General features: G+C 59.1%; 16 protein-coding genes. 9 read left to right on the top strand and 7 right to left on the bottom strand.

Features of this window, described 5'->3' with window-relative positions:
- The first annotated feature begins 10 nt into the window (after positions 1 to 10).
- The 3 genes from Q669_RS00345 (at position 11) to trmL (ending at position 2,519) form a co-directional block, all read left to right on the top strand.
- On the top strand, positions 11 to 751 hold the full coding sequence (locus Q669_RS00345; RefSeq protein WP_022990803.1) for a pteridine reductase: 741 nt from the start codon (positions 11 to 13) through the stop codon (positions 749 to 751).
- Positions 752 to 876: 125 nt separating this feature from the next.
- Complete coding sequence (locus Q669_RS00340) at positions 877 to 2,055, top strand: acetyl-CoA C-acetyltransferase (RefSeq protein WP_014422522.1); 1,179 nt, start codon at positions 877 to 879, stop codon at positions 2,053 to 2,055.
- Positions 2,055 to 2,519: a tRNA (uridine(34)/cytosine(34)/5-carboxymethylaminomethyluridine(34)-2'-O)-methyltransferase TrmL gene (gene trmL / locus Q669_RS00335; protein ID WP_022990802.1), complete on the top strand. Its 465-nt coding sequence runs from the start codon at positions 2,055 to 2,057 to the stop codon at positions 2,517 to 2,519. The genes Q669_RS00340 and trmL overlap by 1 nt, the downstream gene beginning before the upstream one ends.
- Positions 2,520 to 2,585: 66 nt before the next feature.
- Here the strand turns inward: trmL and secB are convergent, their stop codons facing one another.
- Both secB and Q669_RS00325 read right to left on the bottom strand, forming a co-directional pair.
- Positions 2,586 to 3,083, bottom strand: a complete 498-nt coding sequence (gene secB, locus Q669_RS00330; RefSeq protein WP_011786606.1) for a protein-export chaperone SecB — start codon at positions 3,081 to 3,083, stop codon at positions 2,586 to 2,588.
- Positions 3,084 to 3,212: 129 nt separating this feature from the next.
- Entirely contained in the window at positions 3,213 to 3,629 is a 417-nt protein-coding gene (locus tag Q669_RS00325; protein ID WP_014422524.1) for a rhodanese-like domain-containing protein, read from the bottom strand.
- Positions 3,630 to 3,829: 200 nt separating this feature from the next.
- Between Q669_RS00325 and gpmM the strand changes: the two genes are divergently transcribed.
- From gpmM to Q669_RS00305, 4 genes are all read left to right on the top strand, one after another.
- Positions 3,830 to 5,377: a 2,3-bisphosphoglycerate-independent phosphoglycerate mutase gene (gpmM, locus tag Q669_RS00320; RefSeq protein ID WP_022990801.1), complete on the top strand. Its 1,548-nt coding sequence runs from the start codon at positions 3,830 to 3,832 to the stop codon at positions 5,375 to 5,377.
- Positions 5,378 to 5,433: 56 nt separating this feature from the next.
- The gene (locus Q669_RS00315; protein WP_081698891.1) at positions 5,434 to 6,534 is read left to right on the top strand and encodes a peptidoglycan DD-metalloendopeptidase family protein; all 1,101 of its coding nucleotides are present in this window, start codon (positions 5,434 to 5,436) and stop codon (positions 6,532 to 6,534) included.
- A gap of 84 nt (positions 6,535 to 6,618) precedes the next feature.
- Positions 6,619 to 8,025 carry a S41 family peptidase gene (locus Q669_RS00310; RefSeq protein WP_022990799.1) on the top strand — a complete coding sequence of 469 codons (1,407 nt, stop codon included), beginning with the start codon at positions 6,619 to 6,621 and terminating at the stop codon, positions 8,023 to 8,025.
- Positions 8,022 to 8,840: a divergent polysaccharide deacetylase family protein gene (locus tag Q669_RS00305; RefSeq protein ID WP_022990798.1), complete on the top strand. Its 819-nt coding sequence runs from the start codon at positions 8,022 to 8,024 to the stop codon at positions 8,838 to 8,840. The genes Q669_RS00310 and Q669_RS00305 overlap by 4 nt, the downstream gene beginning before the upstream one ends.
- Here the strand turns inward: Q669_RS00305 and hisF are convergent.
- The 5 genes from hisF to Q669_RS00280 form a co-directional block, all read right to left on the bottom strand.
- Positions 8,837 to 9,610 carry an imidazole glycerol phosphate synthase subunit HisF gene (gene hisF / locus Q669_RS00300; protein ID WP_011786612.1) on the bottom strand — a complete coding sequence of 258 codons (774 nt, stop codon included), beginning with the start codon at positions 9,608 to 9,610 and terminating at the stop codon, positions 8,837 to 8,839. The genes Q669_RS00305 and hisF overlap by 4 nt on opposite strands.
- A gap of 9 nt (positions 9,611 to 9,619) precedes the next feature.
- On the bottom strand, positions 9,620 to 10,357 hold the full coding sequence (gene hisA / locus Q669_RS00295; RefSeq protein ID WP_011786613.1) for a 1-(5-phosphoribosyl)-5-[(5-phosphoribosylamino)methylideneamino]imidazole-4-carboxamide isomerase: 738 nt from the start codon (positions 10,355 to 10,357) through the stop codon (positions 9,620 to 9,622).
- The gene (gene hisH, locus Q669_RS00290) at positions 10,351 to 10,992 is read right to left on the bottom strand and encodes an imidazole glycerol phosphate synthase subunit HisH (RefSeq protein ID WP_022990797.1); all 642 of its coding nucleotides are present in this window, start codon (positions 10,990 to 10,992) and stop codon (positions 10,351 to 10,353) included. The genes hisA and hisH overlap by 7 nt, the downstream gene beginning before the upstream one ends.
- 27 nt (positions 10,993 to 11,019) lie before the next feature.
- Entirely contained in the window at positions 11,020 to 11,613 is a 594-nt protein-coding gene (gene hisB / locus Q669_RS00285) for an imidazoleglycerol-phosphate dehydratase HisB (protein ID WP_022990796.1), read from the bottom strand.
- 102 nt (positions 11,614 to 11,715) lie between these two features.
- The gene (locus Q669_RS00280) at positions 11,716 to 12,177 is read right to left on the bottom strand and encodes an SRPBCC family protein (protein WP_022990795.1); all 462 of its coding nucleotides are present in this window, start codon (positions 12,175 to 12,177) and stop codon (positions 11,716 to 11,718) included.
- Between the two features lie 196 nt (positions 12,178 to 12,373).
- Here Q669_RS00280 and Q669_RS00275 point away from each other — a divergent pair, with 196 nt between their 5' ends.
- Together Q669_RS00275 and mutY are read left to right on the top strand one after the other, a co-directional pair.
- Positions 12,374 to 14,599 carry an AsmA family protein gene (locus tag Q669_RS00275; RefSeq protein ID WP_022990794.1) on the top strand — a complete coding sequence of 742 codons (2,226 nt, stop codon included), beginning with the start codon at positions 12,374 to 12,376 and terminating at the stop codon, positions 14,597 to 14,599.
- Positions 14,599 to 15,663: an A/G-specific adenine glycosylase gene (mutY, locus tag Q669_RS00270; RefSeq protein ID WP_022990793.1), complete on the top strand. Its 1,065-nt coding sequence runs from the start codon at positions 14,599 to 14,601 to the stop codon at positions 15,661 to 15,663. The genes Q669_RS00275 and mutY overlap by 1 nt, the downstream gene beginning before the upstream one ends.
- Positions 15,664 to 15,713 lie beyond the last annotated feature (50 nt).

Raw genomic sequence — 15,713 nt, 5'->3', positions numbered from 1 at the left:
AAAATATCCCATGCCCCACCCCGTCGCCCTGATCACCGGTGCAGCCCATCGCCTGGGCGCCCACACAGCAGAAACCCTGCACGCTCGCGGCTGGAATGTTGTGATTCATTACCGTGGCCGTCAACAACAGGCCCGCGCACTGGCCGACAAGCTGAACCAGCAGCGCCCGGAATCCGCCGTGTGTTACCACGCCGATCTCACCGACATGAACCAGCTCCGGCAACTGGCGGAACAGGCCTGCGCGCAGTGGGGGCAGTTGAATGCGCTGGTCAATAACGCTTCCGTGTTTTACCCCAACCCCACCGAAGATGCCTCCGAACAGGACTGGGACACGATACTGGGCGCCAACCTGAAAGCCCCCTTCTTCCTGCTTCAGCAATGTTTACCTGCGCTAAAAGCGGCCTCCGGCAGTGTGGTCAACATGATCGACATCTACAGTGAGAAACCACTGAAGGAGCACCCCCTTTACTGCGCCAGTAAGGCGGGGCTGGCAGCACTAACCCGCTCCTGGGCCAAAGATCTGGCGCCGGATGTTCGGGTAAATGGCGTGTCGCCAGGCGCCATCCTCTGGCCGGAAGGCGAATCAGCCGTGGACGCAGCCCACCAGCAGGCCATTCTCGATAAAACGCCCCTGGCCCGCACCGGCAACCCCGCCGACATTGCCGGTGCCATTGCCTACCTGGTATGCGACGCGCCGTTTATCACCGGCCAGATACTGTCGGTGGATGGCGGCCGCAGCCTGAATATGTGATCACCCGCACCAGAACAACCCCGACCTTCGTTGTTTTGGCCGGCAAGCGCTTTGCCGCTACAATGCCTGCCATTCTTATAAACGGGCGCCACCCAACCAGGTGCCCAGATTAACGGAGAGTTCTCATGCGTGATGTTGTTATTGTTGCCGCCAAACGTACCGCCATCGGCAGCTTCGGTGGTGGTCTGTCCAGCCTGCGTGCAGACCAGCTGGGTACGGCCGTGATCAAGGCCGTGATGGAAGAAACCGGTGTCGCCGGCGACCAGATCAATGAGGTTATCCTCGGCCAGGTACTCACCGCCGGCTGCGGCCAGAACCCGGCCCGACAGTCTGCCATCAATGCTGGCCTGCCAGCTTCCGTGCCCGCCATCACCATCAACAAGGTCTGTGGCTCCGGCCTGAAAGCCGTGCACATGGCGGTCCAGGCCATCCAGTGCGGCGATGCCGAGATGATTCTGGCCGGTGGCCAGGAAAGCATGAGCCAGGCGCCCCACGTACTGCCCAACAGCCGTAACGGTCAGCGGATGGGCAACTGGAGCATGATCGACACCATGATCACCGACGGCCTGTGGGATGCCTTCAACGATTACCACATGGGTATAACGGCTGAGAACATCGTCGAGAAATACGGCATCACCCGGGACGAGCAGGATGCCTTTGCCGCCGCATCCCAGCAAAAAGCCGTCGCTGCGCAAAAGGCCGGCTACTTTGACGGCCAGATTGTTCCTGTCACCATTCCCCAGCGCAAAGGCGACCCACTGGTGGTGGACAAGGATGAGTGCCCCCGCGACGGCGTCACCGGCGACAGCCTGGGCAAACTGCGCCCGGCCTTCAAGAAAGACGGCTCGGTAACCGCCGGCAACGCTTCCTCCCTGAACGACGGCGCTGCCGTGGTGATGGTGTGCAGCGCAGACAAGGCGAAAGAGCTGGGCCTGACCCCGCTGGCAACCATCAAAGCCCACGCCAATGCCGGCGTGGACCCTACCATCATGGGCACCGGCCCGATTCCGGCCAGCCAGCGCTGCCTGGAGCGGGCGGGCTGGACTGTTGATGACCTGGACCTGATCGAAGCCAATGAGGCCTTCGCCGCCCAGGCAATTTCCGTTAATCGGGACCTGGGCTGGGACACCGCCAAGGTAAACGTGAACGGCGGTGCCATTGCCCTGGGGCACCCGATTGGCGCTTCCGGTTGCCGTATTCTGGTCAGCCTGCTGCACGAAATGACCCGCCGCGATGCCAAGAAAGGTCTAGCCACACTGTGTATTGGCGGTGGTATGGGTGTGGCCCTGGCCGTTGAGCGCTGATGCTGCACGTGGTCCTGTACGAGCCGGAGATACCGCCGAACACCGGCAATATCATCCGGCTCTGCGCCAACACTGGCTGCCAGCTGCACCTGATTGAACCCCTGGGATTCTCCCTTGAGGACAAGCAGATGCGGCGTGCCGGGCTGGATTACAGCGAATACGCTACGGTAAAGATCCATCCGGATTACGACAGCTTTCTGGCCACCGAGCAGCCTTCGCGGCTGTTCGGTCTCACCACCAAAGGAAGTCGCCATTACCACGAGGTAGTGTTCCGGGACGGTGACTACCTGATGTTCGGGCCGGAAACCCGGGGCCTGCCGGAAGACGTGCGCAACGGGCTGCCCGCCGAACACCGTCTTCGGGTACCCATGCGTCCGGAAAGTCGCAGCCTAAACCTTTCCAATACCGCCGCCCTGGTGGTTTATGAGGCCTGGCGGCAACTTGGGTTTGAGGGCTCGATCTGACCTATCCCGGGTAATCACCCACAAAAAAACCGGCCGAAGCCGGTTTTTTTCGTTGAGCAGCAGCGCTTAGTGAGTCTGCTCTTCCTTGGCTTCACCCGCCGCCTCTTCCTGCTTGCGCTTGAGCGCCTGGGCATAGATAGCGTCGAAGTTAACCGGAGCCAGCATCAGGGCCGGGAAGCTGCCCTTGTTCACAATGCCGTCAATCGCTTCGCGGGCATAGGGGAACAGAATCGTCGGGCAGTAGGCGCCGAGCATCTGGCCAAGCTGCGGACCTTCAATGCCGGAGATCATGAATACGCCGCCCTGCTGGATTTCGACGATGTACGCCACCTTCTCACCGACCTTGGCCGTTACGGTCAGGGACAGAACCACTTCATACTGGTTGTCGCTGATCTTGTTATGGGAGGTGTTCAGATCCAGGTTTACCTGGGGCTTCCACTGCTCCTGAAAAACCAGCGGAGAGTTGGGCGATTCAAAAGACAGGTCCTTCACATAGATGCGCTGAAGGGCAAACTGTGGTTGGTTCTGGTTCTCGTTGCCTGCGGCTTGCTGATTCTCAGCCATGATCAGTCCTTTCGTTCTCGTATTATGGGGCCAGGCCCGTTGTTATGTCGTCTGCCGGAACAGTCTACTGCCAGGTTCCGAATGGTAATGTGAAACAGTGCGTCAGATCGCCACTCAGATCAAGCCCTGTTACTTTTTCACAAGTGGCAGGTTGCTGGCCTTCCAGTCGGTAATGCCACCATTCAGGCGCACCACATTGCTGAAGCCCTCGGCATTGAGCTGCTTGACCGCCATGGCGGCATGCTGGCCCATCTTGTCGACAACGATGATCTGCTTGTCTTTGTGCTTGCTCAGTTCATTAACGCGGCTTTTAAGACTATTAAGCGGAATATTCACCGAGCCGGTAATGCGGCCTTCGTTGAAGTCTTTGCGATCGCGGATGTCCAACACCACCGCTTCATCCTTGTTGATCAGCGTAACCGCGCCCTGGGCCGAGATCTTGGCACCACCCCGGCGCGATTCCAGCACGATGATGGCCAGCAGGAACGCCACAAACAGCGACACCAGAATGTAGTGATTAACAACAAATTCAAACAAGCGGTCCATGAAACTACCCTGACAATTGGTTTGGCCGGATTATACACACCCACACCGGCTCACAGAAGGCAGTCGCCCCGCCATGATAGCGCCAGCACATCGTGATCATGAGCAATGCTTCAGCGAACGCGCGTGGTCTGAGTAAATGAAAACGGTTACAATCTGCCCCACTCAAATTCTGTTCTTTTTGCAACCAAGCGGACGACACGATGACCGAGACGCGCAAGCCCACTGCACTGATAATTCTCGACGGCTGGGGCCACCGTGACCCGGCGGAAGACAATGCCATTTCCAACGCCAACACCCCGTTCTGGGACAGGATCTGGCATAACCAGCCGAAAACCCTGATCAACACCTCAGGGATGTTTGTTGGCCTGCCCCAGGGCCAGATGGGTAACTCCGAAGTGGGCCATATGAATCTCGGCGCCGGCCGCGTGGTGTATCAGAGCCTGACGCGCATCGACAAAGATCTCGAAGATGGCGATTTCCAGAAGAATGAGGCCCTTTGCAACGCCATCGACAAGGCTGTTGCCAATGACAAGGCCGTACACCTGATGGGCCTGCTGTCTCCGGGCGGCGTCCACAGCCATGAAGATCATATTCTGGCGGCCGCTGAGCTGGCTGCAGCCCGTGGCGCCAAAGAAGTTTACATCCATGCCTTCCTGGATGGCCGTGACATGCCACCACGCAGTGCCCGCCCTTCTCTGGAAAAAGCCGCCGCGAAAATGAAAAGCCTGGGCGTTGGCCGGGTAGCCACCATCGTTGGCCGGTATTTTGCCATGGACCGGGACAACCGCTGGGATCGCGTGGAAGCGGCCTATAACGCCATGACCCTGGGCGAAGCCGAGTTCATCAGCGACGACCCGGTGGCGGCACTGGAACAGGCCTATGAGCGTGGCGAGAACGACGAATTCGTGAAGCCGACCCACATCCGGGCCGATGGCGAGCCCGAGGGCATCATCAATGACGGCGACGCCGTGCTGTTCATGAACTTCCGTGCCGACCGCGCCCGGGAAATGACCCGCACCTTCGTAGAGCAAGACTTCGACGGTTTCGACCGACGCAAGCACCCGGAACTGGCAGATTTCGTGATGCTCACCGAATATGCCGCTGACATCAAAACCTCCTGCGCCTACCCGCCCGAGCAACTGGCCAACGGCCTGGGCGAGTACATGGCGAAGCAAGGTAAAACCCAGCTGCGCATTGCAGAGACCGAGAAATACGCCCACGTGACCTTCTTCTTCAATGGCGGCCTGGAAACTCCCTTTGAAGGTGAAGATCGCATTCTGGTGCCGTCTCCCAAGGTGGCCACCTACGACCTGCAGCCGGAAATGAGCGCACCTGAGGTTACCGACAAACTGGTTGAAGCCATCAAGAGCGGCAAGTACGACCTGATCGTCTGCAACTACGCCAACGGCGATATGGTTGGCCACACCGGCAAGCTGGACGCCGCCATCAAGGCCGCCGAGTGCCTGGACCAGTGTGTGCAGCGTGTGGTGGAGGCCCTGGATGAAGTGGGTGGCGAAGCCTTGATTACCGCCGACCACGGCAACTGTGAGCAGATGACCGACCCCAACTCCGGCCAGGTACACACCTCCCACACCATTGGCCCTGTGCCTCTGGTTTACACCGGCCACCGCAAGGTGAACCTCCGGGACGACGGCAGCCTGTGCGATATCGCACCGACGCTGCTGGCCCTGATGGATACCGAAAAGCCTGCGGAAATGACCGGGCACAGCCTGGTCGAGTTCGACTGATCGCTCCGCCGGTAAAGGTGTTGCGTAAACTGACCGTCCTGGTGCTGGCCCTCACATTGGGGGCTGCACCTTTGGGCGCCCAGCAGGATGTGACCCCCGAACAGGTCGAGGCGCTGAAGGAGCGTATCGCCGACATCGACCGCTGGCTGGCCGATGCCGAAGAAGACCGGTCAACCCTTGAACAGCAACTGGCGGCCACCGAGCGCAAAATCAGCACCCTGACCCGGGAACGCCGTACCCTTCGGCAGCAGGCCCGGGAACAGCAGGAGCGCCTTGCCGAGCTTCGCGCCCAGGAAAGCGAGCTGGCCAATACCCTCGAACAGCAACGGGAAAACCTGAAACTACAGATCCGGGCAGCCTGGATGGAAGGCGACGCGCCGGCTCTGAAAGTATTGTTGAACGAGATTGAGCCCGGCGAAGTTGCCCGCACCCTCACCTACTACGAATACCTGAGCAAGAATACCGTCTCCCGCCTGGAAGCGTTCCAGCGCAGCCTTCAGGAACTGAAAGCCGCCCGCGCCGCCGTTCAGGCCACCCGCACCGAACTGGCCAAGACCGAAGCCGATCTGGAACAGCGCCAGCAGCAACTGACCCAGAGCCGGCAGGATCGGGCCAGAACACTGGCCGCCCTGAATGACGACATCCAGAACCGCCGTAGCGAGCGCCAATCCCTGGAAGCCGATCGCCAGCGCCTGGAGCAATTGCTGAAAGAGGTGCAGCAGGCCATTGCCAGCATTCCGGCCCCGAACGAATCCAGTCCGTTCAAATCCCGCCGCGACAAGCTGCCCTGGCCCGCAAAAGGGCGGATAGTCAGCAATTACGGCGCCATGTACGCAGATGGCAAACTACGCCGTAACGGCATTCTGATGAATACCGCCGAAGAGGCAGAGATCAAGGCCGTGCACTATGGCCGGGTGGTATTTGCCAACTGGCTGCGTGGATTCGGGCTGATCACCATCATTGATCACGGCGATGGCTACATGACCCTCTACGGCCACAGCAGCAGCTTGTTCACAACCCCCGGTGACTGGGTGCGCCCGGGCGAGACCATTGCCCTGGCCGGACGCACCGGCGGCACCGAAGACCCGGCCGTGTATTTCGAGGTACGTAGCAACGGCAAACCCGTGAACCCAAGGAGCTGGCTGGGCAAGCCATAACAGGGCTGACAAACGGCGTTGCGGGCGCCATACTGTCCGGGTCAGGAACCAGTCCAACTATTGGAAACAAAACAGGATATGTGAATGAAACGGGCCAGAAGTACACTCAAGACCTCGCCATTGCGCACCATGATTCTTGCCACCTGTTGTTTCACAGCCTCCGGACTGGCCCTGGCACAGGACCAGGACGCTCAGACCCAGCAGATTCTGGACTCCATTCAGAGTGGCGAGCGGGTTGAACTGAAACTTCCTGACCCGGAAGAACAACTGCCGCTGGAAGACCTGCGCAAGTTCACCGAAGTGTTCAGCCGCATCAAAGACGCCTACGTGGAAGATGTCTCCGACACCCAACTGCTCGAGAGCGCCATCAAGGGCATGCTGTCCGACCTGGACCCTCACTCTACCTATCTGGCCCCCAAAGATTACGAGGAACTGGAAGAAAGTACCTCCGGCGAATTTGGCGGGCTTGGCATTGAAGTGGGCATGGAGAACGGCTTTGTCAAAGTCATCTCCCCCATCGACGACACCCCGGCCCAGAAAGCGGGCGTTCAAGCTGGCGACCTGATCATCAAGCTGGACGAAAAGCCGGTGAAGGGAATGTCGCTGGAAGAAGCCGTCAACCTGATGCGCGGCAAGCCCGGCACGGTGCTTACTCTGACCATCATGCGCGAGGGCGAAAGTGCGCCTATCGAGATTGATGTCACCAGGGATGTGATCAAAGTCACCAGCGTTAAATCCCGGATGATCGATAACGGATACGGCTATGTCCGCATTACGCAATTCCAGGCCGAGACTGGCCGGCAGTTCCTGAAAGCCCTCAGCGATCTGGAAGACGAACACGGCAACGATCTGGACGGCCTGATCATTGACCTTCGCAACAACCCCGGCGGTGTGTTGCAAGCTGCCGTAGAGACCGCGGATGCCCTGTTGGACGAAGGCCTGATTGTTTACACCGAAGGCCGTATCCAGAGTTCACGCCTGCGCTTCAGTGCCAAGCCCGGCGACGTCATGGCTGGCACACCTATTGTCGTGCTAATCAACGGTGGCTCTGCTTCCGCGTCGGAAATCCTTGCCGGCGCGCTCCAGGACCATGAACGCGCCGTGGTGATGGGCACCCAGTCCTTCGGCAAGGGCAGTGTCCAGACGGTCATACCGCTGGACGAGACCCACGCCATCAAAATGACCACAGCCCGTTATTTCACGCCGGATGGTCGCTCCATCCAGGCCACCGGCATCAAGCCGGACATCGAGGTGCGCCCGGCAGAATTGAAAGAGCTCGACAGCAGGCCATTCTTCACCGAAGCCGACCTGAGCGGTCATCTTGAGGGGGAGAATGAGGAGGAAGCCCGTAAGGCCAGAGAACAGGCTGCGGAAGCACAGGCTTCTGCTGCCGACCGGGACTATCAGCTGCGGTCGGCCCTGAACCTGCTGAAAGGCTTGCACATCCTTAACCGGAAGAACGACAGCAAGCCGCAGGAAAACGCCCAGTGACTTTACGCTCTACCCTCACGCTGCTGGCCCTTCTGGCCATCAGCCCTGTCGCTGCGTTTGCGTCAGGGCCGGGTGAACCCCAGCAGCCCACCATTGCCATCATTATTGATGACATGGGCCACAATCGTTACGAGGGCGAGCGACTGGCAAAGCTTGACCAGCCCCTGACACTGGCCTTCCTGCCCTACCGGCGCCACACAGTTCCCCTGGCGAAGCTGGCCCACGCCCAATCCAAGGAAATCATGTTGCACGCCCCGATGGCCAACACCCGCAACTTCGGTCTCGGCCCGGGCGGACTGACACCGGATATGGACGAGCCGACCATCACCACCACCCTGCGCCGGGCACTGCAGTCCATTCCCTTTGTCAGCGGTGTGAACAATCACATGGGCAGCCTGCTTACTCAGCAACTGGAACCCATGGACTGGGTCATGAAAGAGCTGGACCGCTACCCGGTGTATTTCGTCGACAGCCGCACCATTGCCAATTCCATCGCCGGCAGTGTGGCCGATGCCTACAACATCCCGAGCCTGACGCGCGATGTGTTTCTCGATCACGAACAGACGGAAGAGTTTGTCGACAAACAGTTCAAACTGCTGATTCAGACCGCCAGGGAAAAAGGCACGGCCATTGGTATCGGACACCCCCACAAGGTCACCGTGGATTATCTGGAGAAGCACCTGCCGATGCTGGATGAACAGGGCATTGCCATCGCCACGGTCAGTGGTCTCTGGGCCATGCGCAACGGTAATCGGGAGATGTTTGCGGAAGGTGAGAAGCAGGCCATTCGGCCTGCCTATGCACGCAGCAATTAATCGCGGACTTCGATGCCCTGAGCCTTCATAAAGGCTTTGGCTTCAGGGATGGTGTGCTGACCGAAGTGGAAGATGGATGCCGCCAGCACCGCGTCTGCGCCACCCTGGGTAACGCCATCCGCCAGATGCTGTAGCTCACCGACACCACCTGAAGCAATCACCGGTACGACTACCGCATCGCTGATGGCACGGGTCAGGCCAAGATCAAAGCCGATCTTGGTGCCATCACGATCCATGCTGGTCAGCAGCAACTCCCCTGCCCCCAGCTCAACCATTTTCTTCGCCCACTCTACGGCATCCAGCCCGGTTGGCTTGCGACCACCGTGGGTAAAGATCTCCCAGCGCGGCTCCTCGCCTGCTGCGCTCACGCGCTTGGCATCGATGGCGACGACAATGCATTGCCGGCCAAAACGCTCCGCTGCCTCCCGCACAAACTCAGGATTGAAGACTGCGGCCGTATTGATGGAGACCTTGTCGGCTCCGGCATTGAGCAGTTTGCGGATATCATCGACGGTGCGCACGCCACCGCCCACGGTCAGCGGGATGAACACTTCCGCCGCCATGCGCTCTACCGTTTCGTAGGTGGTGTCGCGGCTTTCGCTGCTGGCCGTGATGTCCAGGAAAGTGATCTCGTCCGCGCCCTGCTCATTGTAGCGACGGGCCACTTCCACCGGGTCGCCGGCGTCGCGGATATCGACAAAATTCACGCCTTTAACCACACGGCCTTTGTCGACGTCCAGACAGGGGATGATGCGTTTTGCCAATGCCATTGTCAGTCCTCAGTTTTTCAGGCTGTCGCAATAGGCTTGCGCTTCCGCCACATCCAGAGTGCCTTCGTAGATGGCGCGGCCGGTGATAGCACCGATGACACCTGTGTCGGCAACGGTGGCCAGGCGCTTGAGGTCGTCCATGTTGGTAACGCCGCCAGACGCAATCACCGGGATGCCACCTTCCTCTGCCAGCTTGGCGGTGGCTTCGACGTTCACGCCCTGCATCATGCCGTCACGGGCGATGTCGGTGTAAACGATTGAGGATACGCCGTCGTTGGCGAAGCGCTTGGCAAGATCTACCGCCATGACTTCAGAGACTTCGGCCCAGCCGTCGGTGGCGACGCGACCGTCTTTCGCGTCCAGACCCACAATAATGTGGCCGGGGAATTCCTTGCACATTTCGGTGACAAACTCAGGCTCTTTAACCGCCTTGGTGCCGATGATGACCCACTGAACACCAGCCTTCAGATAGGCCTCAATGGTTTCCGCCGAGCGGATGCCACCACCAATCTGAATAGGCAGATTCGGGTACTTCACTGCAATTGCCTTTACGATTTCACCGTTTACCGGTTCGCCGGCGAAGGCGCCATTAAGGTCAACCAGGTGCAGGCGGCGGGCACCGGCGTCGACCCACTTGGTGGCCATGTCGACGGGGTCGTCACCGAATACGGTAGAGTCTTCCATGCGGCCCTGGCGCAGTCTTACGCATTTGCCGTCTTTCAGATCGATAGCGGGGATAATCAGCATGTTCCGGTCCAGTTCGTAAAGTTTTCCAGCAACTGCAGTCCCGCCCGGGCACTTTTCTCAGGGTGGAACTGCACTGCAAAGATGTTGTCTCTCGCCACCGCTGCCGCCAGGTCGACACCATAATGGGTGCGGCCAGCCATATCGGCGTTGCCTTCGGCTTCGGCGTAGTAGCTGTGCACAAAGTAGAAGCGATCACCGTCCGGAATGTTGTGCCAGAGCGGGTGGTCCAGCGTGTGGTACACCTGGTTCCAGCCCATGTGGGGCACTTTCAGGCGTTCGCCGTTTTCGGTGAGGTTGTCGCCGAAGTAACGAACTTCAGACGGGAACAGGCCGATACCTTCCACACCGCCGTTTTCTTCGCTGCGGGCCATCAGGGCCTGCATCCCAACGCAGATGCCGAGGAATGGGCGGTCCTGGGAGACTTCTTTGACGAGCTCAACCACGCCCAAACGGTGCATTTCGGCCATGCAGTCACGGATGGCGCCTACACCGGGCAGAATCACCCGGTCAGCTTCACGGATTTTGGCGGCATCGTCTGTAACCAGTACGGTGCAGTCCGGGGCCACGTGCTCCACGGCTTTGCGGGCGGAATGCAGGTTGCCCATGCCGTAGTCGATGATGGCGACGGTCTTCATGGTGGTTCTATTCCTATCGGTGACCGGTTACAGGGCGCCTTTGGTGGACGGGGTGATGCCCGCCATGCGCTCGTCCATTTCAATCGCCATGCGCAGTGCGCGACCGAAGGCTTTGAACACGGTTTCGATCTGGTGATGGGTGTTCTTGCCCTTCAGGTTGTCGATGTGCAGGGTCACCATGGAGTGATTCACAAAGCCCTGGAAGAACTCTGCGAACAGATCGACGTCAAACCCGCCCACGCTGGCGCGGGTGTAGGGTACGTCCATGAGCAAACCGGGGCGGCCGGACAGGTCGATGACCACGCGTGACAAAGCTTCATCCAGGGGCACATAAGAGTGGCCATAGCGGCGAATGCCTTTTTTGTCGCCCACAGCCTGCTTGAAGGCCTGGCCCAGAGTGATGCCGATGTCCTCCACGGTGTGGTGGTCATCGATGTGCAGGTCGCCCTTGCAGGTAATATCCAGATCCACCAGGCCGTGGCGGGCAATCTGGTCCATCATGTGTTCAAGGAAAGGCACACCAGTGTCGAAATTGGCTTTGCCGGTGCCATCGAGATTGATCTCGACGGTAATCTGGGTTTCGAGGGTATTGCGTTCTACCCGAGCCTTGCGTTCGGCCATGGAGACTCCGTTGAAAACTGGCTTGCTACCGTAAACTTTGTTTGCGGATTATACCTGTTAACTCAACTGGAGTCCCGCAACCGGATCAATCACCCTGATAGCTCAGAACGCTTTTTTCAGGTTGGCCATGTAGGTGTCCACGAGGCTGTTGAACTCGTGCTTGATCACCGGGCTGATGGCCAGCTTGAGCAGGCTCGGCAGGGGAACGGTCAGCTCTGCGCTGGTCTGGAATCTTACTGCGGTAGCGTTGTCGCCCTTGGCACTCAGGGTCCAGGAACCACTGACAACCCCGTTGCCCTCGCCTTTGATGGGCGACCAGGTGATCTTGCCGGCCTCTTTGTCAGCGTGGTAGGTGCAGGCGTAAACCGATTGAATAGCGTGTTTGTCGACGCCCACTTTTTCCATTTCCCAGCGGTAGGCGTTATCGCCCAGGTCCACCAGTTTATCGACTTTTGGGAAGTGGCTGGCAGATTTGGGAACGTCTGCCAACAGATCGAAGACTTCATCATAGCTCGCCGGAATTTCCAGATCCCGGTTCAGCTCAATCGATACGGTAATGGCCACAGCCGACTCCTTCTTATGTTTATTTGTGCCTCGGGGCTGGCTGCCCCGGCGGATAAGTTGGGGGTGTATTTTGACCCAAGACTACCGCATTGTCATATTCCTGCACTGTTAATTTGCTAACCCTGCGTTATCCTTTGCTTTATTCACGCAATAAAACGCCGGCTACCAGCCTGCCGACAGGAAAAGGAACCCAGCCATGAAAGCTATCCGCTATGCGATCTACGCCGTTATTGCGCTGCTGTTACTGGCAGTGGCCGCCGTCGCCATTGCGGTTGCGGTGATCAACCCCAACGATTACAAACCCCAGATTGAAGCGGCTGTTGAGAAGCAGACCAATCTGGACCTGATGCTGGAGGGCGACATTGGCTGGTCTTTCATCCCCCTGGGCCTGGAGCTGAATCAGGTTGAGGCCAACCTGGACGGCGAACGGTTTGTCGCACTGGAGCAACTGATTGCCCAGATTGATTTCTGGTCTCTGATTGCCATGTCTCCACAGGTAAACACCTTCCTGCTGAGTGGCCTGGATGCACACCTGGAAGTTAACGAGCAGGGCGAAGGCAACTGGACCCGGATAATGCGGGAGCAAACCGCCACCGCTGAGGCTGGCACCGCTGCTGCCGAACAACAACCCGCCCAGGAAACAGCCGAGCCTGAGACACAATCCGCCAGCGGTGAGGCTCTCAACTTTAATGTCGAGAACGTTGAAATCAGTAACGCCAGCGTTCACTACAACGATCTGAGCACCGGGCAGTCTGTTACGCTGGAAGACTTCACGGTGACCGCCAGTGATATCACCCTCGGTTCCGAATTCCCCCTGGATATCCGCTTCCGCGTTGAAACCAGCCAGCCGCAGTTTGCGGTAGACGGCAGCATCAAGGCCCGCATCCAGGCAAACCAGGCGCTCAACGAATTTGCGGTATCTGGCCTGAACGCGGTATTTGATATGTCGGGCGAGCCGTTTGGTGGCGAATCGGTGACCGCAGAACTGGCCGGTTCCCTGGCCGCCAACCTGGAAAACGAAACCGCGTCCCTGAGCGACTTCTCCGCCAGCCTGGCCAATCTTAGCCTCAATACCAACCTGAATGTAAAAGGCTTTGGCGACAAACCGGCTCTGGACGGTCGCATTGAGATTTCCGAGTTTTCCCTGAAGGAGCTTCTCAACAATCTGGGGCAACCCGCCATTGAAACCACGGACCCTGAGGTACTGAAAGCGATCGCGCTATCGACCAACCTGGGTGGCGAGCCCGGCGTTGTCGCGCTGTCTGACCTTGTCATTACCCTGGATGATACCCGCTTCAACGGTGGCGGCAGCTATAACCTCGCCACAGGTGGGCTGGTGTTCGACCTAGAGGGTGACAAGCTGAATGCTGATCGTTACCTGCCGCCCTCGGCCGAAGGCGATTCGCAAGGAGTAGGCAACGGGGACACACAGACCGACAGCAACACTCAAACAGCTGGGGCATCACAGCCTGAAACCGACCTGCTGCCACTGGAGACCCTGCGCACCCTGCTGCTGGACATTGATTTCGGCCTGGGCGAGCTGATTGTCAGCAACCTCACCATCAACGACATCGCCGCCAGCACCACCGCCAAAGATGGACTGCTGCAAGTAGACGAATTCAGCGGCAAGCTCTATTACGGCAGCTTTGGCGCCAACGCCACCATCGACGCCCGTACCGACAACCCGAAATGGCGAATCCGCTCGGACGTGACCAACGTACAGACCCTGCCGTTGTTAACCGATCTGGCCGAGGTAGACATGCTCTCTGGTGGTGCCAATCTGAAAGTGGCTGTCGATACCACTGGCAACCGGATTTCTGCCCTGCGTGAAAACGCCAACGGCGAGATCAGCTTTAACCTGGCCGAAGGCGAGTTCCGGCAGATGAACCTGACCCGTATGGCCTGCCAGGGTATCGCCCTTGCCAACCAGGAATCCCTGACGACTACCGACTGGGGCACGACTACACCATTCAACGACATGCGGGGCACACTGAAAATCGACGGTAACACCCTGAACAACACCGATCTGGTCGCGGCGCTTGCGGGCATGCGCCTTGAGGGAAACGGCACCGTTAATCTTGAGCAAACCGACCTGGACTACGAACTCGGCCTGCGCATAGTTGGTGAAATTCACCGGGACGAAGCCTGTCGCGTGACCGAGTATGTGGAAAACGTGGTCATTCCGGTGGAATGCCGGGGCAACTTCGCCGAAGACCCGGCCGGCTTGTGTTCGTTTGACGGCTCCCGCTTCCGGGATACCCTGAAAGACATTGCGGCCAACGCTGCCAAGGCGAAAGCCCGCGAAGAAGTGGATCGCGCCAAAGAAAAAGCAGAAGAGAAGGTGCAGGAAAAACTGAAAGAGAAGCTGGGCGAGGATGCCGGCGAGAAGGTGAAGGACGCCCTGAAGGGACTGTTCAACTGATGCCGGACCGTTTTGCCGACAAACTGCTTCGCTGGTACGACCAACACGGCAGGCACGACCTGCCGTGGCATCACAACCGCAACGCTTACCGGGTGTGGGTGTCGGAGATCATGCTCCAACAAACCCAGGTAACCACGGTGATTCCCTACTTTGAGGCGTTCATGGCCCGTTTTCCCGATGTGCACGCCCTCGCCTCCGCGCCAGTCGATGATGTGCTCGGCCATTGGTCCGGCCTGGGCTATTACGCTCGGGCACGCAACCTGCACAAGGCCGCAAAACAGGTAGTGGATGAGTTCGACGGCGAATTCCCGGCCGACCAGGAGCAACTCGAAAGCCTCACAGGAATTGGCCGCTCTACCGCCGCCGCCATTGTCGCCCAGGCCTTTGAAAAACGCGCAACCATCCTGGATGGCAACGTAAAACGCGTGCTGGCGCGCTACCACGCCGTGCCCGGATGGCCGGGACAGACTGCCGTGCTGAACCAGCTCTGGGTGCACGCGGAGAGCCACACGCCAGAAGCCCGAATCAAAGACTACACTCAGGCGATCATGGACCTGGGCGCCATGGTGTGTACCCGCAGCAAACCCGGGTGTGAGGCCTGCCCCGTGAAGGATGGCTGCCTGGCCTACGCCCGTGACGAGATTCGCCTGTACCCCGGTTCAAAGCCCAAGAAGGAAAAACCGGAAAAAACCACCTGGATGCTGATCCTGGAAGACGCAGAGGGCCGAATTTTACTGGAACGCCGGCCACCCAGTGGCATCTGGGGCGGCCTGTGGAGCCTGCCCGAACTTGACCCGGCCTATGGCGCAGATGAACTGCAGGACGCCTGTGCCAGGGAGCTCGGGCTGAACTGCCACAGCCCGGAACCCATCAGCGGTTTTCGCCACACCTTCAGTCATTATCATCTGCACATACAACCGGTACGCCTGCCCTTGGCCGGCAACACCCAGGTTGGCGATTCCGACCGCTTGCGCTGGCTGCACCGGGATGAAGCCCTCAGCCTGGGACTGCCTGCCCCGATCCGAACCCTGCTGACGGAACCCGAGCAAGCCACCCTGCTGTAACCAAGCCAAGGTGCCGGATGGTCTGTTATCATGCCGGCATACTGACCTCA

It is taken from the genome of Marinobacter sp. C1S70 (assembly GCF_000475355.1).
GTDB lineage: Bacteria > Pseudomonadota > Gammaproteobacteria > Pseudomonadales > Oleiphilaceae > Marinobacter > Marinobacter nauticus.
This window is presented reverse-complemented; position numbering and strand designations above follow the sequence as displayed.